The sequence below is a fragment of the Bradyrhizobium ontarionense genome, assembly GCF_021088345.1.
Lineage (GTDB): Bacteria > Pseudomonadota > Alphaproteobacteria > Rhizobiales > Xanthobacteraceae > Bradyrhizobium > Bradyrhizobium ontarionense.
This window is the reverse complement of the sequence record NZ_CP088156.1, coordinates 4,231,730-4,254,440: the sequence shown is the minus strand read 5'-3', so window position 1 is coordinate 4,254,440 and position 22,711 is coordinate 4,231,730. Positions and strand designations below refer to the sequence as shown.

At 64.2% G+C, this 22,711-nt stretch carries 20 protein-coding genes; 14 read left to right on the top strand and 6 right to left on the bottom strand.

Features of this window, described 5'->3' with window-relative positions:
- Positions 1-148 precede the first annotated feature (148 nt).
- Entirely contained in the window at positions 149-826 is a 678-nt protein-coding gene (locus LQG66_RS18860) for a TetR/AcrR family transcriptional regulator (protein ID WP_231317193.1), read from the top strand.
- 125 nt (positions 827-951) lie between these two features.
- The gene (locus LQG66_RS18855; RefSeq protein ID WP_231317192.1) at positions 952-2,577 is read left to right on the top strand and encodes a glycosyltransferase family 87 protein; all 1,626 of its coding nucleotides are present in this window, start codon (positions 952-954) and stop codon (positions 2,575-2,577) included.
- Between the two features lie 95 nt (positions 2,578-2,672).
- Here the strand turns inward: LQG66_RS18855 and LQG66_RS18850 are convergent, their stop codons facing one another.
- From LQG66_RS18850 to LQG66_RS18840, 3 genes are all read right to left on the bottom strand, one after another.
- Complete coding sequence (locus LQG66_RS18850) at positions 2,673-3,797, bottom strand: toll/interleukin-1 receptor domain-containing protein (RefSeq protein WP_231317191.1); 1,125 nt, start codon at positions 3,795-3,797, stop codon at positions 2,673-2,675.
- A gap of 75 nt (positions 3,798-3,872) precedes the next feature.
- Positions 3,873-5,309 (bottom strand): pyruvate kinase, encoded by a 1,437-nt coding sequence (gene pyk / locus LQG66_RS18845; RefSeq protein WP_231317190.1) that lies wholly within the window; start codon positions 5,307-5,309, stop codon positions 3,873-3,875.
- Positions 5,306-5,902, bottom strand: coding sequence for a DUF1036 domain-containing protein (locus LQG66_RS18840; protein WP_231317189.1), 597 nt, complete (start codon positions 5,900-5,902; stop codon positions 5,306-5,308). The genes pyk and LQG66_RS18840 overlap by 4 nt, the downstream gene beginning before the upstream one ends.
- A gap of 196 nt (positions 5,903-6,098) precedes the next feature.
- On the opposite strand from LQG66_RS18840, the gene LQG66_RS18835 reads away from it, so the two are divergent.
- Positions 6,099-6,401, top strand: a complete 303-nt coding sequence (locus LQG66_RS18835) for a DUF1244 domain-containing protein (RefSeq protein WP_231317188.1) — start codon at positions 6,099-6,101, stop codon at positions 6,399-6,401.
- Between the two features lie 300 nt (positions 6,402-6,701).
- A complete protein-coding gene (locus tag LQG66_RS18830) occupies positions 6,702-6,977 on the top strand; it encodes a DUF2312 domain-containing protein (protein WP_231317187.1) in 276 nt (91 codons plus the stop codon).
- A gap of 193 nt (positions 6,978-7,170) precedes the next feature.
- On the opposite strand, the gene LQG66_RS18825 is transcribed toward LQG66_RS18830, so the two are convergent.
- The 3 genes from LQG66_RS18825 to LQG66_RS18815 form a co-directional block, all read right to left on the bottom strand.
- Positions 7,171-8,817, bottom strand: coding sequence for a peptidoglycan L,D-endopeptidase MepK (locus LQG66_RS18825; protein WP_425601224.1), 1,647 nt, complete (start codon positions 8,815-8,817; stop codon positions 7,171-7,173).
- Positions 8,818-9,100: 283 nt separating this feature from the next.
- Positions 9,101-11,239, bottom strand: coding sequence for a L,D-transpeptidase family protein (locus tag LQG66_RS18820; RefSeq protein WP_486598881.1), 2,139 nt, complete (start codon positions 11,237-11,239; stop codon positions 9,101-9,103).
- 357 nt (positions 11,240-11,596) lie between these two features.
- Positions 11,597-13,096 carry a sigma-54-dependent transcriptional regulator gene (locus LQG66_RS18815; RefSeq protein WP_231317185.1) on the bottom strand — a complete coding sequence of 500 codons (1,500 nt, stop codon included), beginning with the start codon at positions 13,094-13,096 and terminating at the stop codon, positions 11,597-11,599.
- 120 nt (positions 13,097-13,216) lie between these two features.
- On the opposite strand from LQG66_RS18815, the gene LQG66_RS18810 reads away from it, so the two are divergent.
- From LQG66_RS18810 to LQG66_RS18765, 10 genes are all read left to right on the top strand, one after another.
- On the top strand, positions 13,217-15,241 hold the full coding sequence (locus LQG66_RS18810) for a M3 family oligoendopeptidase (RefSeq protein WP_231317184.1): 2,025 nt from the start codon (positions 13,217-13,219) through the stop codon (positions 15,239-15,241).
- A gap of 85 nt (positions 15,242-15,326) precedes the next feature.
- On the top strand, positions 15,327-15,551 hold the full coding sequence (locus LQG66_RS18805; protein ID WP_231317183.1) for an AbrB/MazE/SpoVT family DNA-binding domain-containing protein: 225 nt from the start codon (positions 15,327-15,329) through the stop codon (positions 15,549-15,551).
- Positions 15,548-15,943, top strand: a complete 396-nt coding sequence (locus LQG66_RS18800) for a type II toxin-antitoxin system death-on-curing family toxin (RefSeq protein ID WP_231317182.1) — start codon at positions 15,548-15,550, stop codon at positions 15,941-15,943. Before LQG66_RS18805 ends, LQG66_RS18800 begins: the two co-directional genes overlap by 4 nt.
- A gap of 106 nt (positions 15,944-16,049) precedes the next feature.
- Entirely contained in the window at positions 16,050-16,202 is a 153-nt protein-coding gene (locus LQG66_RS18795) for an aa3-type cytochrome c oxidase subunit IV (protein ID WP_231317181.1), read from the top strand.
- A gap of 125 nt (positions 16,203-16,327) precedes the next feature.
- Positions 16,328-17,455, top strand: coding sequence for a Re/Si-specific NAD(P)(+) transhydrogenase subunit alpha (locus LQG66_RS18790; RefSeq protein WP_231317180.1), 1,128 nt, complete (start codon positions 16,328-16,330; stop codon positions 17,453-17,455).
- A 24-nt stretch (positions 17,456-17,479) separates the two neighbouring features.
- Complete coding sequence (locus tag LQG66_RS18785) at positions 17,480-17,797, top strand: proton-translocating transhydrogenase family protein (RefSeq protein WP_231317179.1); 318 nt, start codon at positions 17,480-17,482, stop codon at positions 17,795-17,797.
- A 45-nt stretch (positions 17,798-17,842) separates the two neighbouring features.
- Complete coding sequence (locus LQG66_RS18780; RefSeq protein ID WP_231317178.1) at positions 17,843-19,240, top strand: NAD(P)(+) transhydrogenase (Re/Si-specific) subunit beta; 1,398 nt, start codon at positions 17,843-17,845, stop codon at positions 19,238-19,240.
- Positions 19,241-19,256: 16 nt separating this feature from the next.
- Positions 19,257-20,057 carry an alpha/beta hydrolase gene (locus tag LQG66_RS18775; RefSeq protein WP_231317177.1) on the top strand — a complete coding sequence of 267 codons (801 nt, stop codon included), beginning with the start codon at positions 19,257-19,259 and terminating at the stop codon, positions 20,055-20,057.
- 100 nt (positions 20,058-20,157) lie between these two features.
- Positions 20,158-21,492: a sodium:proton antiporter gene (locus LQG66_RS18770; RefSeq protein ID WP_231317176.1), complete on the top strand. Its 1,335-nt coding sequence runs from the start codon at positions 20,158-20,160 to the stop codon at positions 21,490-21,492.
- Positions 21,493-21,607: 115 nt separating this feature from the next.
- Complete coding sequence (locus tag LQG66_RS18765; RefSeq protein ID WP_231317175.1) at positions 21,608-22,705, top strand: calcium:cation antiporter; 1,098 nt, start codon at positions 21,608-21,610, stop codon at positions 22,703-22,705.
- Positions 22,706-22,711: the final 6 nt, after the last annotated feature.

Sequence of the window (22,711 nt, the reverse complement as noted above, 5' to 3'; positions counted from 1 at the left end):
CGGCGACAAGCCACGATTCCCACTTGTGTTATTGCGTGAACAAGTGTTCAGTTCTTCCTAGAACTTTGCGAGGTCGATCCTCCAAAAACACTGAACCAGCGTTCGCCGGGTGCCGTCCTGGACGAGCGCGCCCGGGACGAGAAACGCCATGGTCTATCGGCGAACCCACCAGGTCGTGAAGCGGCTGGCCGCGCGGCGTAGCGCGATCCTGGCCGCCGCGCGCGAAACCGCCGCCGAGGGCGGCATGTCCGCCGTTCAGATTGCACCGGTTGCGATCCGGGCCAATGTCGCGGCCGGGACGGTCTATCGTTATTTCCCTTCCAAGGCCGATCTGATTTCGGAGCTGATCGCCGAAGTCTCGCGCGACGAGCTCACCGCGGTCAGGCGCGCTGCCGACGCGGCGCCGGGGCCGTCCTCGGCCCTCGCTGCGGCGGTTTCCACCGTGGCCGTTCATGTCCTGTCTCAGCGCAAGCTCGCCTGGGGCATCCTGGCCGAGCCGGTCGATGTCGACGTGACCGCGTCGCGGATCGCGAGCCGCCGCGAAATCGTCGGCGAGATCGCCTCGCGAATCGATGCGGCCGTGCGCGCGGGCCATCTGCCTGCGCAGGACACCCAGCTCGCGGCAACCGCGCTGCTCGGCGCACTGCACGAGGCGCTCGTCGGACCGCTGGCGACCGACACGCTCGAGGATCCCGCCAGGCTCCGCGACACAGTCCAGGCGGTCACCTTGCTGGCGCTGCGCGCGGTCGGCGTGATGGATGCACGCGCCCGCGGACTCGTCGTGCAGGCGGTGTTGCTGCCGGTCAAGAGCCTCGTCGGCGCATAGGCCCACGCGCACTGGCGCAGCGGCGGACACCGGCGCTTAAGCAAGGATTCATCCGTCGACGCCATGGTCGGGTGCGGCGCCGGGACGGCTGCCGCGGTTCGTGATCCCAGGCGTTTCCCTCACCGATGTCCGTCGCACGCAAACATCTGGCGATGCTGCTCGTGATCGCCGGATCAGCGGCCGCCGGCGCCCTCTATGCCTATCTGGCCGGCGAGGACATCAACTGGGACTGGCAGAACTATCACGAATATGCCGGCTTCGCGCTCGTGCATGGCCGGTTCGATATTGATGTCGCGCCCGGCGGCTTCCAGAGCTTCCTCAATCCGCTGATCTATCTTCTGCCCTACGTGGCCCGCCACGGGCTGGATGCACCCTGGTGGGGCATCGCTCTCGGTGCGCTGCACGGTCTGAATCTCGCGCTGGTCTGGTGGGTCGCGCGCGTGCTGCTGGCGCGTGCGGCCGACGCTTTCGCGCTCAGCGCTGTGATCGTCATCGCAGCCCTCAGTCCGATGGCATTGTCGGAGGTCGGCACCAGCTTCGCCGACATCCTGACTGCGATGCCGATCCTCGTCGGCATCGCGCTGATGTTCGGCGGCGAAGGCAACCGCGGCCGCCGCCTCCTCGTCGCGGGGCTGCTGATCGGCGCCGCCACCGGATTGAAGCTCACCAACGCGACTTTCCTGATCGGGGCCGGCGTCTCGCTCCTGCTCGTTGCGCAGCCTCTGCGCGCGAGCGTCGCGTTCGGTTCGGGCAGTGCGATCGGCGTGATCGCGACCGCCGCGCCGTGGGCGCTGAAGATGGCGCGCGACTACGGCAGTCCGCTGTTTCCGTTCTACAACACGATCTTCCGTTCGCCCGAGGCGCCGCTGGTCTCGATCGTCGACACGCGCTTCATGCCGCAGGGGCTGCTCGATGCACTCGCCTATCCGTTCTACTGGGCGATCGGCAGACATCCCTCGTCGGAATGGCCGTTCCGCGATCCGCGTTTCGCGGTCGTCATCGTGCTGCTGGTCGCGCTGGCCGTCACCGGCCTGTGGCAGAGGCGCGAGGTGCTGCCACTGCGCGACCGGCGTCTCGTGATCTTCTTCTGGGTCAGCTATGTCCTGTGGCTGCTGGCCTTCTCGATCCAGCGTTACCTGATTCCGCTGGAATTGCTGTCGGCGCCGCTGATCGTGCTGCTGCTCATCCGCCTGATCGACGCCTGGCGCACGCGCGAGGTGCCGGCCGGATCGCCGCCGCGGATCGTGCAGGCCGTCACCGTCATTGCCGCGCTCATCGTCGCGCTGTGGTCGCAGCCGACCGACTGGATGCGCCGGCCGTGGTCCGATCCGTACCGGCCGCAGCTGGCGCAAGCTCTGCAGCAACAAGCTTTGCAGCAACCGGCAACCTTCCTGCTGCTGCAGAAACCGCTTGGCTACATCACCTCGTCGCTGCCGGCAGGCTCGCGCGTCTATCAGTTGTCGGAGCTCGTCGTTCCGCTCGTCCCGGGCGGTGTGCTGGACGGTCGCGTCCGCAACGGCCTCGCCGATCCGCTTCCCGGCGGCGTCTGGGCGCTGTATTTCGCCAAGAGCCCGGCCGACAATCCGCCGCGGCTCGACGTGCTCGCCGACTACGGCCTCAAAATCGATGACTCACGGGGCTGCGCGCGGATTCCAGGCGCGGATGGCATCGGCATCATGGCCTGTCCGGTCGCCTCTGCTGCGGCCGCAGCCTCGACCGCAGGTTTGAAGCCGCGCAGCAACGCTGACTGACCGGTTCAGAGGCTGGCCTCGCTGGACGGCCCGACATAGGCGATGCGCACCATGTTGGTGGTGCCGTTGCGTGAGCCAATGGAGTTTGGTGTTCTTCAAGGCGTCCCGCTAATGTTCGGCTTCTTAGAAAGATCAGATATGAGCCTGCGCAATGCAATTTGATAAGAATCGTGATCTTTCCACTTTCGGAAGTCCCCGATATTTCTTTGATCCCTCAACTTGAGAGCCCATGGCTCGGAGGTCTGCATCACAGCGTTGTCAATCTTGATTGGGACCAGGACTATATCGCTACGGGTTCGTTCTTCAGCGAAGGCCTTGTTTACTTCGTCTTCGACCCAGTCGCTTGAAATTGCATTTTTTGATAGGATCAACAGGAGCTTGTCTCGCAACCTGATGGCCTCGTCTATTGAATCCCACGTCTTTGCCCCGATGGGGAGGTCGTGAGGAGCAAACCAGCATCTAACTCCGTGAGCTTGTAAGTCGGCGTAAAGGCGGGCCGCAAATGCTTGGTCTTTGCTTGAGTGACTTATGAAGCAGCTATAATGTTGAAGGGCTTGATTTTGGATGGCCGGCAAGTAGTCGATGTAGGCGTCAGACAATCCGATTCCTCGAAGGAATGCCAGGGGTAGTTGACCTGATGTTTCCAGAGTTCGGTTATCTGCGACGCTGGGGCCCTCATGCTCGATCATTTCCAAGCCAATACTCTTGGAAAGGTCTACCTCTATAAAGAGAGTGTTATTAGTTCTGGCGCCGCTAAAGATGGTCTCGACCAAAATTGAATTGCGGAAGTTTGTATTGTCAATCTGAGCGTTAATGAGATTTGCCTTCAATAGATCGCATCCTCCAAAATAAGCGCCAGAGAGACGGGCGTTCTCGAAATTAGCTTCCACTAAGTCAGTGTCGCCGAAGATTGCCATCCCTAGATCGGATGCACTTAGATTGGTGGAGTGAAGATCGCATTCGAAGAATTTTGCCCAACTGAGGTCTGCGCGGCTCAAATTTGAGTTGCTCAGATCGACGCTACTAAATGAAACATCCCCTAGATTTGCCCCGCTGAGATCAATTCCTCTGAGACTTATTCCCTCTACGACAATCGAAAATGAGAACCTTGTGAAGATCCTCCACGAATTCCAAACCTGAGATCCGCTCTTTAATAGATCAACGATCTTCTTCTTGCTTATGCCTCGTCCAGATGAGCGCCTTCTCATGGCTCCAGCCATCATCTTCTCAATTACGGGCCGGTATTATAAGTACCCTTTTTACAACCTTAAGAGGAATGTGTCGCTAACCAATGTTCAGAGGCTGGCCTCGCTGGACGGCCCGACATAGGCGATGCGGACCATGTTGGTGGTGCCGGGGGTGCCGAGCGGAACGCCGGCGACCACCAGGACACGCTGGCCGGCGCGCACGAAGCCGTCCCGGAACGCGATCGAGCCGGCACGTTCGACCATGTCGTCTTGGTCGCGGGCGTCCTCGGCCACGACGCAATGCACGCCCCACACGACCGACAATTTGCGCCCCGTGGCGACGTTCGGCGTGATCGCCACGATCGGGGGCCGTGGGCGTTCCCGTGCGACCCGGACCGCGGTCGAGCCCGACGAGGTCCAGCAGATGATGGTGGGCAGGTCGAGGTTCTCGGCAATCCGCCGCGCGGCTTCCGCGATCGCATCGCCCGCGGTCGATTCCGGTTCGGGGCGCTGCGCCGCGATCACGGAGCGGTAGACCGCGTCGCGTTCGACCTCCTCGCCGATCCGGTTCATGGTCGAGACCGCCTCGACCGGGAATTTGCCGGCCGCCGACTCCGCCGACAGCATGATGGCGTCGGCGCCCTCGTAGACGGCGGTGGCGACGTCGGAGACCTCGGCGCGCGTCGGCACCGGCGACTGGATCATCGACTCAAGCATCTGCGTCGCAACCACCACCGGCTTGCCGGCGCGGCGCGCCATCCGGGTCATCTGCTTCTGCAGGCCGGGGACGCGCTCCAGCGGCAGCTCGACGCCGAGATCGCCGCGCGCCACCATCAGGGCATCGGAGACATCGAGGATGTCGTTGAGCCGGTCGATCGCCTGCGGCTTCTCGATCTTGGACATGACGGCCGCGCGGCCGCGGATGATCTTCTTGGCTTCGAGCACGTCGTCGGCGCGCTGCACGAAGGACAGCGCGATCCAGTCGACGCCGATGTTCAGCGCAGCCTCGAGATCGGCACGGTCCTTCGGCGTCATCGCCGAGACCGGCAGGTCCGTGTCGGGCAGACTGACGCCCTTGCGGTCGGACATCTTGCCGCCGATCACGACTCGGGTGACGGCGCGGGTGGGGGAGGTCTCCTCCGCGATCAGGCGCACCTTGCCGTCGTCGAGCAGCAGCGCGTGGCCCGGCTGCAGCGCCGCCAGGATCTCCGGATGCGGCAGGTGAACCCGGGTCGCGTCGCCCGGCGTCTTGTCGGAATCGAGCACGAAGCTCTGGCCGTTGTTCAGCTGGACCGGGCCGTCGGCGAAGGTCCCGACCCGAAGCTTCGGGCCCTGCAGGTCGACCAGAATGCCGATCGGACGGCCATAGCTCGATTCGACGCTGCGGATCGTGGTCACCAGTTCCCGCAGCTTGTCATGCGGGGTGTGGCTCATGTTGATCCTGAAAATGTCGGCTCCGGCCTCGAACAGCTTGCGAATCATCGTGCTGTCGGAGGAGGCGGGGCCGAGCGTGGCGAGGATCTTGATGCGGCGCAGTCGCCTCATGGCTTGGGCGCTTGCCCCGAGGGCAGCCCCGGCGCGCCCGGAGGCGGCGTGCCCTGCGATCCATTGGGCAGCCCCGGCACGTTGCCGCCGGGACCGAACGTGCCGGGAATGCCCGGCACCCGCTGTTGCGCCGGCTGCTCGTTGGCTTCGGTCAGCTGCACCGTCCAGGCCCGCTGGTCGGCGGTGTCGACCTCGAAGAACCCCGTGCGGTCGAAGCCGCGGGCGAGGCAATTGTCCGTGCCCTTGATCGTGAACTCCTTGTCGCGCGAGCACATGAAGGCCTGTCCCGACCATTCACCGCCGCGGTCATAGTCCAGCGCGTAGATGTAGTAGTAGCGCGCGACCAGCGTGCCCTTGAGCAGGGTTTCGCAACTGCGCGACGACACGTTCCACCAGCCTTCGGTGGTCCAGCCCTCCGCGTCCTTGTAGCCGAGGGCGATCCCGACCCGGCTGGACGTGTTGTTGCAGAGCCGGAAATCGGCCGCCGCCGGGCTCGACGACAGACAGAGCATGGCCAACCCAAGCAGCGAAAGCAGTCCGAAACCGGGGAGACGGGGAATGCGATGCGGGAGAGAGGAGGTTTTCGAGATCATGGCGCGACGCTATATCAAACATTTGGCGATGTCGCGGGGGCTGGCTGCGGCTGTCAACGGCAAGGCGATCTGACGCGAAGGCGGGTGCGATCGAGCTCCTGGAGCCACCTGACGGCGCGGCGATATGGCCAAACCTGCGACGAAGCCACATTATATAGCAGACATCCGTTACGGCGCGGAACTGGGAACGAAAGGGATGACGATGGACAGCACCACCCGAACCGAGCTCGAAGCCGCTGCCTTCCGCCGGCTGCTCGACCACCTGCAGACGAGAACCGACGTTCAGAACATCGACCTGATGAATCTGGCCGGCTTCTGCCGCAACTGCCTGTCCAACTGGCTCAAGGATGCTGCCGACGCCAAGGGCGCGCCGATGACCAAGGACGAGAGCCGCGAGGCGGTCTATGGCATGCCTTATGACGAATGGAAGGCAAAATACCAGCGCGAGGCGAGCGCCGAGCAGCTCGATGCCATGAAGAAGGTGCATCCGGGCCATTGACCTCTACGGACCTGAGGCGCTCGGGAAGGACCTCATGGGCGCAGTTGCGGTGCCTGCTGCTGACGCGAACGGTCAGGGCCAGCGAATCGGGCCCTGCGCAGGACCTGCGGCGAAACGCAAGCGGTGCGGCTGGCCAGAGCGCGCTTCAGGTCGTATCCCGCAACAAGATGTGGGCGCTCTGTGGATGAGGGCGATGTTGCCTTGACGCAGGGCACGCCAGATTTGAGGGTCGCCCCGAACACGCGCGCCGCGTTGACGGGCGCCTTCATCGGACACACGAGTTCAATTCAGGAGTATCAGATGGCCACCTCCGCCGCCGCGAAGGACGACGAGTCGCCCGCGACCCGCTTTGCCGTAGACCAGCTCAAGTCGATCATCGAGCGGATCGAGCGGCTGGAGGAGGAGAAGAAGGCGATCTCCGAAGACATCAAGGATGTCTATGCCGAAAGCAAGGGCAACGGGTTCGACGTCAAGGCGCTGCGCACGATCATCCGGCTGCGCAAGCAGGACCCGAACGAGCGCCAGGAAGAAGAAAGCATCCTCGAGACCTACATGCAGGCGCTTGGCATGATGTGAGCTGCCGGCGGTCGGTTACAGCACCAGGCTGTTCGAATGCCCCTCGGGACGCATGATCCGGGGGCACTCGGACTTCGAGCCCTGATCTGGAGACCTGATTTGGAGACGGGCCTTGCCAGACGCGGCCTCACGGCCCGGCGGGACGGAGAGGCCCATGCTTGTCGGGGAGCGCGGGTGAAGACGGCCGCAGTCGTCAGCGCAAGGCTGCCGCGCGCATCGTGAAGGTCTTGGTTTCCAGCTTGATGATCGCCGGCCCGGTGAACTGGTCGTAGCTCAGGCCGGGTGTCGGATCGGCGGCGAAGCTCATGGCCAGCGCTGTTTGCGGCTTCACGAAATAGCTGCGCATCACGGTGAGATCGGCATCGCCGAGCATCGTGACCGACATCGATGTCGACGCGCTCGGCGTCAGCAGGATGGCGCGCATCCAGGTGGAATCGGTGCCCTTGGCGGCTGAGATACGGGTCGCCATCGTGATCAGGCCGTCCTGGCCTTGCCCGCTCTTGGAAGCTACCGCATTGGCCTCGGGCGCGGGTGCAGCGCTGCGCGTGGTCGGGCGGGAATTGCGCACTGGGATCGGCGCCGTCGCCCCGACCACATTGGCGCGATCGACCGGTGAAGATGCCGGCGGAGCGAAGGCCATCGCCTGCATCAGGCTCGAGCTCTGCGGCTGGTCGATCGCCGACAGCGCGCGGCGCGCCGTGATCGCAGCGACCTGCTCCGGCGTCGCCTGCTTCGGGGTGCCGGGATTGTCACCCCAGAAGCCGCGCGAATTGATGATGTCGGCGACGCTCTGGGGCGCGCCGGTCTGACGCTGGCCGGTGATCGAGCTCGTGGCCTCGGACTTCGTTTCCGACTTGGCTGTCGCCGGCTGCGCGATCTGCGAATCGGCAGACGCCAGCTGTAGGGCGTTGGCGAACTTGCCGCGGGGCGTCGACGGCCTGTTGTCTGCCGTCCGGTCCGCGCTGCGACTGTCCTTCTCGGACGTCTTGTCGGCCGACTTCGCGACGAGGGCGGCGGCGGTCTGAACAGGCTTGGCGTCGCTCTCCGCCGCTTCCTCGTCATCCTCGCTCGGACGTCCGCGGAACAGTCGCGCAAACAGACTGGACCGGCCCGGCGATGCATCGTCACCCGTGCCCCGTTTTTCGATCTCGGCTCGGGCCAGCTCGTAGCCCTTCAGCGGGACGCCGTTGCTTGGGACGTGGACGGTCTTGCCGTCCGGGAACACCCGGGCCAGCTGGTCAGCCGTCATCCGTGGCCAGTGGCGGATGTTGCCGGTGTCGAGGTGAACGAAGGGCGACCCGGAGGTCGGATAGAAGCCGACACCCCCGCGCTGCAGACGAAGACCCGCAAAGCGGATCTGCTCCAGCGGTACGTTGGGAATGTAGAAGTCCATCGCATGCCCCAGCATGTGCTGGCTGTGGCGGGCCACTCCGGTATGCGCCGAGCGGCGGCGCAGCATCGAATTGGTCGCGGGTGAGCGATAGGAGGAGATGATCTGGATCGGCTGCTTGCCGTCGACGTCGCGGTAGACTTCCCAGAGAATGTCGAACAGGTGACGGTCCATCACCGTCTCATCCTGGGTGCGCCAGTCGCGCAGGAAATGGTTGAGCCTCTTCAGCGCGTCGTCGTCATAGCGGCCGTCGCGCTTGAAGGTGATCGTCAGGTCTTCGCCGGAATGGGTGTGGTGAAAGGCGAGGCTACGGGTCTCGTTCAACGCCGTCGCATCATGCACCGATCCTGCCCCGAGCAGCAGGAGCAGCGATGCCAAACCGTACCGGCCCACAGCGTTCCAACCCGCTTTGGGCAGCGAATCAGATCGGCGCGCGAAAACAGACAGCAAGATGCAGCCCACCCGTCGACGAGCGTTTACTCGAATACCCTCTTGCGGCCCGTCCGGCGGAAGAGAGAGGAAACGCTTACCTAAGGCGGGATGGTTAAGGGATACTGACCGACCCGCCCCCCAATTAGCCTTAACATATACTCTTGAGTGTGGCGAAAAAGTGCCATCGAATCGCGGTTGTTCATTGTGGTTAACCAAAAACAAAAAAGACCTCGCCGACGGTGTCCCGATCGGCGAGGTCTTTGATTTCAAATCCAAATTTCAGGTCGGGGCCAGGCCCTGATCAGCGCGTGAACACCCGCCGCGACGGCCGGCCGACCGGAGCCGGCGGCGTCGGCTGCCCTCCGCCGCCGAACAGACGTTCGAAGAAGTTCGGGCTGGATGACCCCGACGAGAAGCTGTTGTCGCTGACGTTGACGGCGCTCGGCAGCGGTCCTTTCGGACGCGAATAGTTCGGCTGGGCGTGGGCGACGACGTTCTCGAGATCCTTGCCGCGGTTGTTCTTGAGGATCGAGATCATGGTCCCGTCCCGACCATAGACGTCCTTGCGGAATTGCAGCTTCCCGGCATCGTCGACGAAGGCGGTCTGGTACGTGATGTTGACCGGGATCGGCGTCGGGAACTTCAGGTCGATCTCGCTCGAGCCATACATGCTGCGGATGCGCTCAGGCGTATAGCGCTCGTTCGGCATCGTGATGTTCAACAGCACCGCCGCATACTGATCCGGATACTGCACGCGCATGCAGCCGTGGCTGAAGGCGCGCTCGTCCCGCGCGAACAGGTTCTTGTCCGGCGTGTCGTGCTGATAGACCAGGAACTTGTTGGGGAAGTTGAAGCGAACGCGGCCGAGCGCGTTGGCCTCGCCGGGTGGCTGCGAGATGTGGATCGAGCCGTCCCGCGCGCGCTCCAGACGCAGGCCCATGCGATCGAGCACGGTCGGATCCTGCTGCAGCGCCGGCAGATACTCATTGTAGATGATCGACGGCGGCACGTTCCAGGTCGGGTTGACCGTGATGAACTTCATGGTCTCGCTGAGCAGCGGCGTGGCATGTTGGCCGGGCTTGCCGGTCACGACGCGCGTCGTCCACACCTGGGCGCCCCGCTGCATCACCTTCAGCGTGTAGTCGGGGATGTTGAGGATGACATAGGCATCGCCGATGGCAGGCGCGCCGAGGTCGCGCGGCAGCCAGCGCCAGCGCTCCATGTTGACGATGACCGTATCGATCTGCTTGTCGCGCTTGGGCGTATTCAGCGCCTTGACGGTGCGGTCGTCGAGCACGCCGGTCGGCTTGAGATCGACGCTCTCCTGGAACTTGCGGACTGCGGCCGCAACCTTGGCGTCGTAGCGGATGTCGTCGGCGTTTTCAGTGATGCCGAGCTTGGCGCGCAGCTTCGGCACGCGCGGGTCGGACATCTGTGCGTCGGCCTCGGGCGCATTCTTGCCGCGCGCGGCGGTGTATTTCAGGGCCTCGCCATCCTCGATGATGATCGGCGCGCCGTCGCCGACGCCACGGAGCTCGGCGAGCTTGGCCTTCAGGAGCTTGTAGAGCTTGTGCGGCGGGTTGTAGCCGTCCAGCGCAGCGGAGGCGTCTTTCGCGCCCGTGACATTGGCGAGAACCTCGCTGGGATCGATCGGATGCTCGGGGTACTGGATATCGGCTGATACCTGCGACCAGTGCATGCGCCCGCTCTGCGCCTGCCGTGCGTAATCCAGCATGCTCTCGGTGAGCTTGAGATCGGCTTCCGCCAGCGCGTCTGGCGCTGACGCAGCGGCGGCGAAGTCCGGTACCGGATAGTCGGCAGGATTGAGGCCGTCCGCTGCAGCCTCCTTGAGGCGAGAGATCACGCCCTTTGCTGCTGCGGTCAGGTTGCCGCCTTGGGTCCAGATCGGCGCGTAGTCGCGGCCAGTGTAGAATTTCTCGACGGCGGCGCGTTCCGTCTTACGGTCGAAGTAACGCGTGGCCTTGGTTGCCATCATGTCGCGCAATCGCTCGGCGACCGGCTGGTCGGCGGCGGGAACATTGCTGGCGGCCTTGACCGGGTCTTTCCCAGGTTCGGGGGCCGTTGCGGTGGCGGGAGAGGCGGTCGGCGGGGCGGCGATGGTCTTGCCAGGGTCGTTCGTGGTCGGCTCGATTGAGGGAGCGGCTGCGGTGTCGGCCGGCTTCGTTGCGCCCTCGGGAGCCTTGCCCGGATTGGGCGACACGGTGGCTGTCGTGTCGGGCTTGAAATCGCTGGCGGTCGGAGGCGGCACGTTGGCCGGCTCGGGCAACGGGATGGCCGCGTCGATGGCGAGTTCGGCGGCGCTGGGGCGGGGCGGGTCGCTCTGGGCCAGAGCCGAGGTCGTCGACACCGCGAGGAAGGTCGCCGCGATAGCCATGAGCACGCGGTCATATCCGCCACGGGTGGTCAAACAATCTCGCATCGTCTGTTCCTCGGATGATCTGTCCCCTTCGGAACAGGGTCGGTAACAAGGTCGATTCTGCCCGCCAGCTTCAGCTCGAGCTCCCGCCCGTGAGAATGGGTCACGCCTGTACGCAATGATTCACGCCCAAACGATACTCAAGCCCGATTTCTGCGGCCAGCGCCACACGGGACAACTCACGACAAACTGACTCTTGGGAAACCCCGGCCAAACCGATCGTGCGTTTGTGCCACGCGTTTTTTCCTTTGTCTGTCACCGCAAGGCAACGGTTCAGATGTTCCATTGTTGCGCCGGGTTGCGGCGTTTTTCAGACGGCAGCGGAGCGCAACGATGGTCGCCGCGCCTTGCGCCTCATCGTCACAGCGGCGGCGACTCCGTCGATGGCGTCTCGCCACTGGCCTCGTCGAGCTTGCGGTAGAGCGTCGAGCGTCCGATTTTGAGACGGCGCGCCACCTCCGACATCTGGCCGCGGTAATGGGCGATGGCGAAGCGGATGATCTCATGCTCCATCTCCTCCAGCGGGCGAACGTCGCCGCCCGGGGTCAGCATCGCAAGGTTCCCATGCGAGGGCAGGGGAGACGGAGCGATGGGGACTTCACTCCCCGGCACCATGGCGGGCAACGCCGGGTGGATGGGGCGCTCCACAATGAGCGCGGGCGCGGGCTCCACCGGCGGTGCATGGGTGGGGATCAGCGGGAAATCAGCCACGCCGAGCTGGTCAGTCTCGCTCATGACGACGGCGCGATAGATCACGTTTTCGAGCTGGCGGATGTTGCCGGGCCAATCGAGCTTGGTCAGATAGGCCACGGCTTCGCCGCCGATACCCGACACGGCGCGATTCTCTTCGGCTGCGAACCGCGCGAGGAAATGCCGCAGCAAAGGCGGGATGTCCTCGCGGCGCGCGCGCAGCGGCGGGATCGTCAGCGGCAGGACGTGGAGCCGGTAGAACAGGTCTTCACGAAAGTGGCCTTCCTTGACGCGGTCGAGCAGCCGGCGATTGGTCGCCGAGATGATGCGGACATCGACCTTGACCGGCTTGCGGCCGCCGACCGCCTCGACGGCGCCTTCCTGCAGCGCGCGCAACAGCTTGACCTGGGCGGTGAGCGGCAGCTCGGACACCTCGTCGAGGAACAGCGTGCCGCCATGGGCTTCGACGAACTTGCCCATGTGCCGCTCGGTCGCGCCGGTGAACGCGCCTTTCTCGTGGCCGAACAGAATCGATTCGACCAGATTGTCAGGGATGGCGCCGCAATTGACGGCGACGAACGGCTTCGTCTTGCGTTCGCTCGTGCCATGGATGGCGCGGGCGAACAGCTCCTTGCCGACCCCGGATTCGCCTTCGATCAGCACGGGAATCGACGAGGCCGCAGCCTTCTCCGCGATGCGCAGGATCGGCGCCATGGCTTCGGCTCGCGTGATGATATCGGCGAATGTCAGCCGTCCTTCGCGGCTGTGCCGGATGCGCTGCAACTCGCCCTTCAGCGCCGACGTGTTGAGGGCGTTGCGGAGCGAGACCTGCAGCCGCTCGATGCCCACGGGCTTGACGACGAAGTCCTGGGCGCCGGCGCGCATCGCCGAGACCACGTTGTCGATACCGCCATGCGCGGTCTGCACGATCACGGGGATCGAGAGGCCGATCTCGCGCATCTTGGAGAGCACGCCCATGCCGTCGAGGCCGGGCATGACGAGATCCAGCAGGATGGCATCGATGGGACCGGCGTCGGCGCTGGTCAGCTTTTCGATGACGGCGTCGCCGGTCTCGACGACGATCGCCTCATAGCCGCATTTCTGCACCATGTTCTCCACCAGCCGGCGCTGGACCGGATCATCATCGGCGATCAAAATGCTGGCGGCCATGGCTTTCCCTGCACGCTACGACTATCTGTCTCGAATCGGGGCACTCTCGCCGACGCCGATTAACGCAACCTTAAACCTCGCTGGTCGGGACTCAGGTTTGAACAACAGGTTACCCATCCGATGACCTCGCGCGCTTCTTCCGCCCTTCGCAAGCCGACCAGACCCTCCCTCCAGACGAAATCCGCCAAGACCAAGGCTGCCGAGACCAAGGCCGCCAAGGTCAAGCCGGCCAAGAAACCGGCCGCCAAGGCTCCGTCGAAGAAGCCCCGCGCGGCTAAATCGGCTCCCGCATCTTCTTCCAAGTCGTCGGTTTCCAAGTCGTCGGCCAGGCTCTCTGTCAAAGCTAAGACGACATCGGCCGCGGCCTCTGTCGGCACGCTGCCCGAGTGGAACCTCGGCGACCTTTATTCGGGCATCGATGCGCCGGAGATCGCCCATGATCTCGCGAAGATGGATGCCGAATGCGTCGCGTTTGAGACCGACTACAAGGGCAAGCTCGCCGAGCATGTGGCGCGCGAGGACGGTGGCGAATGGCTCGCAGAAGCAGTGCGGCGCTACGAGACGATCGACGATCTCGCCGGGCGGCTCGGCTCGTTTGCGGGCCTCGCGCATGCCGGCGACAGCGTCGATCCTGCAATCTCTAAATTCTATGGCGACATCTCCGAGCGGCTCACCGCTGCGTTCACGCACCTCCTGTTTTTTCCGCTCGAACTCAACCGCATCGACGATGCGGTGATCGCGCGCGCGATGGAAACGCCGGCCCTCGGCCACTACCGGCCGTGGATCGAGGATCTGCGCAAGGACAAGCCCTATCAGCTCGAGGACCGCGTCGAGCAGCTGTTCCACGAGAAGTCGCAGACCGGCTATTCCGCCTGGAACCGGTTGTTCGACCAGACCATCGCCGGCCTGCGCTTCGAGGTCGGGGCCAAGGAGCTCGCGATCGAGCCGACGCTGAACTTCCTGCAGGACCGTGACGGTGCCAAGCGCAAGGCAGCAGCCGAGGCGCTGGCCAAGACCTTCAAGGCCAATGAGCGCACCTTCGCACTGATCACCAATACGCTGGCCAAGGACAAGGACATCTCCGATCGCTGGCGCGGCTTTCAGGATGTCGCGGACTCCCGCCACCTCAACAACCGCGTCGAGCGCGAGGTGGTGGACGCGCTGGTGGCCTCGGTGCGTGCAGCCTATCCGAAGCTGTCGCACCGCTACTATCGGCTCAAGGCGCGCTGGTTCAAGAAGAAGACGCTCGCGCATTGGGATCGCAATGCGCCGCTGCCCTTCGCGGCCAATGCCACCATTGCCTGGCCCGAGGCGAAGAGCATGGTGCTGACGGCCTATCGCGGCTTTTCGCCTGATATGGCCGACATCGCCCAGCGCTTCTTCGACGATCGCTGGATCGATGCGCCGGTGCGGCCGGGCAAGGCGCCGGGGGCGTTCTCGCATCCGACCACGCCGTCGGCGCATCCTTATGTGCTGATGAACTATCAGGGCAAGCCGCGCGACGTCATGACGCTCGCCCACGAGCTCGGCCACGGCGTGCACCAGGTGCTTGCAGCCAGGAACGGTGCGCTGATGGCGCCGACGCCGTTGACGCTGGCGGAGACCGCGAGCGTATTCGGCGAGATGCTGACGTTCAGGCGTCTGCTCTCGCAGACCAAGGACGCCAAGCAGCGCCAGGCGCTGCTCGCCGGCAAGGTCGAGGACATGATCAACACGGTGGTGCGGCAGATCGCGTTCTATTCGTTCGAGCGCGCGGTCCATACCGAGCGCAAGAATGGCGAGCTCACGGCCGAGCGGATCGGGCAGATCTGGCTGTCGGTGCAGACCGAGAGCCTCGGTGAGGCGATCGATATCAAGCCGGGCTACGAGAACTTCTGGATGTACATCCCGCACTTCATCCATTCGCCGTTTTATGTCTACGCCTATGCGTTCGGCGACTGCCTGGTAAACTCGCTCTATGCGGTCTACGAGCATGCCACCGAAGGCTTTGCCGAGCGCTATCTCGCGATGCTCGCGGCCGGCGGCACCAAGCATTACTCCGAGCTGCTCGCGCCGTTCGGCCTGGATGCCAAGGATCCCAAGTTCTGGGACGGCGGCCTGTCGGTCATCGCCGGCATGATCGATGAGCTGGAGGCGATGGGGTAGGGCGTATAACATTTGTTGAACCGGACGAAAAGGCGCGTTATACATATGTATAACGCGCCTTTTGCGTGCCGAGGAGGAGCCCGCCATGAAGATCGAGATCAAGAAGATCGGCAATTCCGATGGCCTGCTGCTGCCGCGCGAACTGATGCAGCGGTTGGATCTGAAGCGCGGCCAGCAGTTGCACATTGTGGAACTGCCCGGCGGTGGCTTCCAGGCTCTCCCGTATGATCCGGACTTCGAGCGGACCATGGAGATCGCTGACAAACTCATGGACGAGTATCGCGATACGCTCTCGGCTCTCGCCAAATGAGCGAGACTGAGGAGCCGCTCTGGATCAGCTACGAGCAGGCGATTGCGATCCATGCGCGGCAGCTGCGCCGGTTCGGTGGAGCGCCAGGACTGCGCGACGAAGGGATGCTGCGCTCTGCGCTGGAGCGTCCGGTCAACAAATGGACCTATGAGCAGGCGCCGCTGCCCGAGCTTGCTGCAGCCTATGCGTTCGGACTGGCCAAAAACCACGCCTTCGTCGACGGCAACAAGCGCATCGCCTTCATGGCCATGATGACCTTCCTGCGCCGCAACGGCATTGCGTTTGCGCCCGACCCCGCTCAGGCCACAACCGTCATCCTTGCCCTCGCCGCCGGCGAGGTCAGCGAGGCCAGCCTGACGCGCTGGATCCGCGATAATTGGCCTGGCCAATAGGTCGATCGGAAAAACCGATAAAACTGCCTCGCACGGCCGCCGTTGCCCTTGCATCTGCTTTGGGGTATGCGACCTTAACAAAGCATAGTTTCTCTGGGGGACCCCGATGGCAGACCATGGCCAGATCGCTTATTCGACGGCTGACGGCAACGACTATGTGGCGCATGAGGCCACCTATGAGGGCTTCATCAAGCTGGTGAAGTACGGCTCGATCGGCGTTGCCCTGATCGTCATCATGATGGCTATTTTCCTCACTTAAAGCCTTTATGGCCCGCAGGCATCCCCGCCGGCGGGCCATCAGCTGAGCGCGCAAGACGCTGCCTGCTGAAGACCATGGACGTCCCGCCCTTGTAAGCTCGCGCGCGCATTCGCGCCGGAGGCCTCATGAAGATTGCCGTCGCCAAGGAAATCGACCCTTTGGAGCCGCGGGTTGCCGCCTCTCCAGACACGGTGAAGAAGTTCAAGGCGTTGGGCGCCGAGATCACGGTTGAGCCCGGCGCCGGCATCAAGTCCGGTTTGCCGGACGGGGAGTTCACTGCGGCCGGGGCGACCGTGAGCGCGGATGCGCTCAAGGACGCCGACATCATCATCAAGGTGAAGCGGCCGGAAGCCTCCGAGCTCGCCAACTACCGGCGCGGCACGCTGGTCTTCGCAATCATGGACCCCTTCGGCAACGACGTCGCTCTCAAGGCAATGGCCGATGCCGGCATTGCCGCCTTTGCCATGGAGCTGATGCCGCGCATCACCCGCGCGCAGGTCATGGACGTGCTGTCCAGCCAGGCCAACCTCGCCGGCTACCGCGCCGTCATCGAAGGCGCCGAGGCATTCGGTCGCGCCTTTCCCATGATGATGACCGCGGCCGGCACCGTGCCGGCGACGAAGGTCTTCGTGATGGGCGTCGGCGTTGCCGGCCTGCAGGCGATTGCGACTGCGCGCCGGCTCGGCGCCATCGTCACGGCCACCGATGTGCGCCCGGCCACCAAGGAGCAAGTGGAAAGCCTCGGTGCCAAGTTCCTCGCGGTCGAGGATGAGGAGTTCAAGAACGCGCAGACGGCCGGCGGCTACGCCAAGGAGATGTCCAAGGAGTACCAGGCCAAGCAGGCGGCGCTGACGGCGGAACACATCAAGAAGCAGGACGTCATCATCACCACCGCGCTGATCCCAGGCCGTCCGGCACCGCGCCTCGTCACCCTGGAGATGGTGAAGTCGATGCGTCCGGGCTCGGTGCTGGTTGATCTCGCGGTCGAGCGTGGCGGCAATGTCGAGGGCGTCAAGCTCGGCGAAACCGTCGACATCGACGGCGTCAAGATCATCGGCTTCCCGAATCTGGCCGGCCGGGTCGCAGCCTCGGCCTCCAGCCTCTATGCACGCAACCTCTTTTCCTTCATCGAGACCATGGTCGACAAGAAGGACAAGGCGCTCGCGGTCAATTGGGACGACGAACTGGTCAAGGCCACGGCTTTGACAAAGGACGGCGCCATCATTCACCCGAACTTTCAGCCGAAGGCATAGTCGGAAGACATAAGGAGCAAAGCCATGGAGCATGTCGTCCAAGCCGTCGATCCCTTCATATTCCGGCTGTCGATTTTCGTGCTGGCGGTTTTCGTCGGCTATTTCGTGGTGTGGGCGGTGACGCCGGCCCTGCATACGCCGCTGATGTCGGTGACCAACGCGATCTCCTCGGTGATCGTGGTCGGCGCGCTGCTCGCGGTCGGCGTTCCCATGCTGTCGAGCGGCAGCGGTCTGGCGCGGGCGTTCGGCTTCATCGCGCTGATCTTCGCCTGCGTGAACATCTTCGGCGGCTTCCTCGTCACCCAGCGCATGCTGGCGATGTACAAGAAGAAGTCCAAGTAACAACGCCGCACCACGCGGGATGACGGGCACAACGGGGCATCTGCAATGAACGCCAATCTGTCGGCACTCCTTTATCTCGTGGCAGGTGTGCTGTTCATCCTGTCTCTTCGCGGACTGTCCAGCCCGGCGACCAGCCGGCAGGGCAACTTCTTCGGCATGGCCGGCATGGCGATCGCGGTTGCCACCACGCTGGCGGGCCATCCCCCGGCCGACGGCGTCGCGTGGGTCCTGGTGATCCTCGGCATCGCCATCGGCGGCGGCATCGGCGCGGTCATCGCCCGCCGCGTGCCGATGACCTCGATGCCGGAACTGGTCGCTGCCTTCCACTCGCTTGTCGGCATGGCGGCGGTCCTGGTCGCGGCCGGCGCGTTCTATGCACCCGAAGCGTTCGACATCGGCACGCCCGGCAACATCCATCCGCAGAGCCTGATCGAAATGTCGCTCGGCGTCGCGATCGGCGCCCTGACCTTCACCGGCTCGGTGATCGCGTTCCTGAAGCTCTCCGCCCGGATGAGCGGCGCGCCGATCATCCTGCCGTTCCGCCACATCATCAACATCGCGCTCGCCGTGGCGCTGGTGTTCTTCATCGTCGGGCTCGTGCTCTCCGGCAGCGCGTTCGACTTCTGGCTGATCACCATCCTCGCGCTGGCGCTCGGCGTGCTCATGATCATCCCGATCGGTGGCGCCGACATGCCGGTCGTGATCTCGATGCTGAACTCCTATTCGGGCTGGGCCGCGGCGGGTATCGGCTTCACGCTCGGCAATTCGGCGCTGATCATCACCGGTGCGCTGGTCGGCTCCTCGGGCGCCATCCTGTCCTACATCATGTGCCACGCGATGAACCGGTCCTTCATCTCGGTCATCCTCGGCGGCTTCGGCGGCGAGACTGCCGCGGCGGGCGGGGCGACCGGCGAGCAGAAGCCGGCCAAGCTCGGCTCGGCCGATGATGCCGCGTTCATCATGAAGAACGCGCAGAAGGTCATCATCGTGCCCGGCTACGGCATGGCGGTGGCGCAGGCCCAGCACGCGGTGCGCGAGCTGGCCGACACGCTGAAGAAGGAAGGCGTCGAGGTGAAATACGCCATCCATCCCGTCGCCGGCCGCATGCCGGGCCACATGAACGTGCTGCTCGCCGAGGCCAACGTGCCCTACGACGAGGTGTTCGAACTCGAGGACATCAACTCCGAATTCGCCCAGACTGACGTCGCCTTCGTGATCGGCGCCAATGACGTCACCAATCCGGCGGCCGAAGAGGATAAATCCTCGCCGATCTACGGCATGCCGGTGCTTCAGGTCTGGAAGGCCGGCACCGTGATGTTCATCAAGCGCTCGCTGGCGTCGGGCTATGCCGGCATCGACAATCCGCTGTTCTATCGCGACAACACGATGATGCTACTCGGCGACGCCAAGAAGATGACCGAGAACATCGTCAAGGCCATGTAGCCGCTCTCGGGGAGCCATGACCTTTCTCAAATGGCTCCTGATCGTCTTGGCGGGTCTCTATTGTGCCGGTCTTGCGATCCTGTTCGTCCGTCAGCGCGCGATGCTGTTTCCAATCCCTCCGGTCGGCCGCACTGCGCCGGCGGCCGCCGGATTTGCGCAGGCTGAAGAGCATGTGCTGACGTCGGCCGACGGTGAGAACGTCATCGTCTGGCACGTGCCGGCCAAGCCCGGCCGCAAGGTCGTGTTGTACTTTCCCGGCAACGGCGATTTCCTCGCCGGCGTGGTCTCGCGCTTCAAGGCGCTCACGGCCGACGGCACCGGCCTCGTCGCGTTGTCCTATCGCGGCTATGCGGGGTCGAGCGGCAGTCCCAGCGAGCAAGGCCTGCTTCAGGATGCCGCATCCGCCTATGCGTTCACCACGGAGCGCTATGATGCGGGACGGATCGTGGCCTGGGGCTTCTCGCTCGGGTCCGGCGTTGCGACCGCGATCGCGGCGGAGCACCCGATCGCCAAGCTGATCCTCGAAGCACCCTACACGTCCACCGTCGACGTTGCCTCCGCGATGCTGAGGGTTGTTCCGGTCAGCCTGCTGATGCGCGACCGCTTCCACTCCGATCGTCGCATCGGCAATGTGCATGTGCCGCTCCTGATCATGCATGGCGAAAAGGACCCGGCGATTTCGATCCGCTTCGGGGAGCGATTGTTCGCGCTTGCGCGTGACCCCAAGCGCTTCGTACGGTTTCCCGACGGCGGACATAATGATCTGGATCTGTTTGGTGCGACTGAGACAGCCAAAAGCTTCATCGACGGCCCGTAGCCTCCATCGGCCGCTGTGGCCGGCTCTGCTCGGTGCCCTCCTGATCTTTGTGCTTCTGCCGATGCCGGCGCGCGCGGCCGCCGGGCTGGACGGCGCCGCCATGACCTGGCCGTTCGCGTTGCCGTTCGCGGGATTGCTGCTGTCGATCGCGCTCGGGCCGCTGTTGTTTGCCGGCTTCTGGCACCATCATTATGGAAAGATCGCCGCGGCCTGGGCGCTGGTGACCCTGGCGGCGCTGACCTGGCAGGCCGGGATGGCTACGGCGCTCGCATCCTTCGTCCACGCGCTGCTCGGCGAATATCTCAGCTTCATCGTGCTGCTGTTTGCGCTCTATACGGTCGCTGGTGGCATCCTGGTGACCGGCACCATCAGAGGCACGCCAGTGACCAACACGGCGATTCTCGCGCTCGGGACGGTCATTGCGAGCGTCGTCGGCACGACGGGGGCCGCGATGATCCTGGTCCGCCCCCTGATCCGCGCCAATCTGGCGCGGCAGCACAATGTGCATGTGCTGATCTTCTTCATCATCCTGGCCGCCAATGTCGGAGGCGCACTGAGCCCGCTCGGCGATCCGCCACTGTTTGTCGGCTTCCTGCGCGGCGTCGACTTCTTCTGGACCACGCGGACCATCTGGCTGCAGACCGCGATCGTGGCCGGACTGCTGCTCGTGGTCTTTGCCGCGATCGATGCCTGGCGCTATCGTGCAGAACCCGCGCCAAAGGACGCCGGTCGTGGAGATCCCGTTCGCATTCGCGGTCTGGTCAACGTCGTCCTGATCGCGGCCATCGTTGCCAGCATGTTGATCTCGGCGACCTGGAAGCCAGGCATTGGTTTCGATGTCGTGGGGACGCATATCGAGCTTCAAAACCTCCTGCGTGACATTACTCTTGTCGTGATCGCCGGGCTGTCGCTCTGGCTCACGCCGGATGAGCACCGCGAAGCCAACGGCTTCAACTGGGAGCCGATCCGGGAGGTCGCGAAGCTGTTCGCGGCGATCTTCACCGCGATCGTCCCGGTCATCGCGATGCTGAATGCCGGCCACGACGGCACGTTCGGCTGGCTCCTGAATGCCGTGACGACGCCATCCGGTGCACCGAGAGAGGTCGCCTATTTCTGGTTCACCGGGCTGATGTCGGCCTTCCTCGACAATGCGCCGACTTATCTCTTGTTCTTCGAGCTTGCTGGCGGCGATCCCAAGGTGCTGATGAATGACCTCGCAGGCACGCTGGCCGCGATCTCGATGGGGGCGGTGTACATGGGCGCGCTGACCTACATCGGGAACGCGCCGAACTTCATGGTCGCTGCAATCGCCAATGAGCGCGGCATCAGGATGCCGAGCTTCTTCGGTTACACGCTGCGGGCGGCTGCTATCCTGATCCCGCTGTTCGTGCTGCTGACCGTGCTGCCGATTCACCCGCTGCTCAGCCCCCGTTGATCTGATCTGCGGCACTCTCAGCCACCGCCCGGGCTTCGGATAGTCACCGCCGGGCAGGGTGACGGTTGCCTCTCCGTCGCGCATACTCGGGCAGAACGGATCGAGGACGCGAATCATGAGCGTGCAGCACGCGACGCCGGCATCATCAGTGATTTTCCCGGGCCTGGCGGTCGCGCTGGTCGCGATCGTGACCGTCACGCACTACGATTTCACGCCCTCGGCTGCTGGCCTTGTCTTCGCTGCGGTGCTGCTGGTGATCCTGTTCGGCACTGTGTTCGCGGCCGTGCATCATGCCGAGGTGATCGCGCACGAGATCGGGGAGCCGTTCGGCACGCTGCTCCTGACCTTGGCGGTAACGGTCATCGAGGTGGCGCTGATCGTCACCATCATGCTCGGGGACAACGCCGCACCGGCACTGGCGCGCGACACGGTGTTTGCCGTCGTGATGATCGTCTGCAACGCTCTGGTCGGCATCTGCATCTTCATTGGCGGCGTGCGCTACCGCGAGCAGGACGTCCTGGTCTCCGGCGCCAACCTGTATCTGAGCGTGCTGTTCACGATGGCGACCATCACGCTGGTGCTGCCGAACTATACGCTGACCTCGCCGGGGCCGGTCTATTCGGCCGTGCAGCTCGCCTTCGTCAGCGTGGCTACGATCCTGCTCTACGCCGTGTTTCTGTACACCCAGACCACCCGCCACCGGGACTATTTCGTCGGCAACGCTGCCGGCTTCAGCGATGATGACGTCCGGCTGCCGCGGGGGAAGCTGGCGGTCAGCGTCGGACTCCTGTTGGTCGCGCTGCTCGCGGTGGTGCTGCTCGCAAAGAAATTCTCGCTGGTGGTCGACGCGGGTGTAGCCGCCACGGGCGCGCCGCCGGCCGTCGCCGGCGTATTGGTGGCGCTCCTGATCCTGCTGCCGGAGAGCGTGGCGGCGATCTCCGCGGCGCGCGCCAACGACCTGCAGAAGAGCATCAACCTTGCGCTCGGGTCCTCGCTCGCCACCATCGGACTGACGATTCCGGCGGTGGCGACGGCCGCTTATGCGCTCGACAAGCGGCTCGTGCTCGGGCTGGACGCCCAGGGGATGGTGCTGCTGCTTCTGACCTTCGTCCTGAGCATGCTGACCTTCGGCACGGGACGGACGAACATCCTGTTCGGGCTGGTGCACATGGTCGTATTCGCGATATTCGTCTTCCTGCTTTTCGTGCCCTGATTCCCA

Excerpts from the sequence above, each read along its gene's own strand:
- LQG66_RS18790 (WP_231317180.1), top strand. The coding sequence starts at position 16,328 with ATGAAGATTGCCGTCGCCAAGGAAATCGACCCTTTGGAGCCGCGGGTT.
- LQG66_RS18800 (WP_231317182.1), top strand. The coding sequence starts at position 15,548 with ATGAGCGAGACTGAGGAGCCGCTCTGGATCAGCTACGAGCAGGCGATT.
- LQG66_RS18850 (WP_231317191.1), bottom strand. The coding sequence starts at position 3,797 with ATGGCTGGAGCCATGAGAAGGCGCTCATCTGGACGAGGCATAAGCAAG.
- LQG66_RS18810 (WP_231317184.1), top strand. The coding sequence starts at position 13,217 with ATGACCTCGCGCGCTTCTTCCGCCCTTCGCAAGCCGACCAGACCCTCC.
- LQG66_RS18795 (WP_231317181.1), top strand. The coding sequence starts at position 16,050 with ATGGCAGACCATGGCCAGATCGCTTATTCGACGGCTGACGGCAACGAC.
- LQG66_RS18780 (WP_231317178.1), top strand. The coding sequence starts at position 17,843 with ATGAACGCCAATCTGTCGGCACTCCTTTATCTCGTGGCAGGTGTGCTG.
- pyk (WP_231317190.1), bottom strand. The coding sequence starts at position 5,309 with ATGAGGCGACTGCGCCGCATCAAGATCCTCGCCACGCTCGGCCCCGCC.
- LQG66_RS18835 (WP_231317188.1), top strand. The coding sequence starts at position 6,099 with ATGACGATGGACAGCACCACCCGAACCGAGCTCGAAGCCGCTGCCTTC.
- LQG66_RS18765 (WP_231317175.1), top strand. The coding sequence starts at position 21,608 with ATGAGCGTGCAGCACGCGACGCCGGCATCATCAGTGATTTTCCCGGGC.
- LQG66_RS18860 (WP_231317193.1), top strand. The coding sequence starts at position 149 with ATGGTCTATCGGCGAACCCACCAGGTCGTGAAGCGGCTGGCCGCGCGG.
- LQG66_RS18775 (WP_231317177.1), top strand. The coding sequence starts at position 19,257 with ATGACCTTTCTCAAATGGCTCCTGATCGTCTTGGCGGGTCTCTATTGT.
- LQG66_RS18840 (WP_231317189.1), bottom strand. The coding sequence starts at position 5,902 with ATGATCTCGAAAACCTCCTCTCTCCCGCATCGCATTCCCCGTCTCCCC.
- LQG66_RS18820 (WP_486598881.1), bottom strand. The coding sequence starts at position 11,239 with ATGCGAGATTGTTTGACCACCCGTGGCGGATATGACCGCGTGCTCATG.
- LQG66_RS18785 (WP_231317179.1), top strand. The coding sequence starts at position 17,480 with ATGGAGCATGTCGTCCAAGCCGTCGATCCCTTCATATTCCGGCTGTCG.
- LQG66_RS18770 (WP_231317176.1), top strand. The coding sequence starts at position 20,158 with ATGACCTGGCCGTTCGCGTTGCCGTTCGCGGGATTGCTGCTGTCGATC.
- LQG66_RS18830 (WP_231317187.1), top strand. The coding sequence starts at position 6,702 with ATGGCCACCTCCGCCGCCGCGAAGGACGACGAGTCGCCCGCGACCCGC.
- LQG66_RS18855 (WP_231317192.1), top strand. The coding sequence starts at position 952 with ATGTCCGTCGCACGCAAACATCTGGCGATGCTGCTCGTGATCGCCGGA.
- LQG66_RS18815 (WP_231317185.1), bottom strand. The coding sequence starts at position 13,096 with ATGGCCGCCAGCATTTTGATCGCCGATGATGATCCGGTCCAGCGCCGG.
- LQG66_RS18805 (WP_231317183.1), top strand. The coding sequence starts at position 15,327 with ATGAAGATCGAGATCAAGAAGATCGGCAATTCCGATGGCCTGCTGCTG.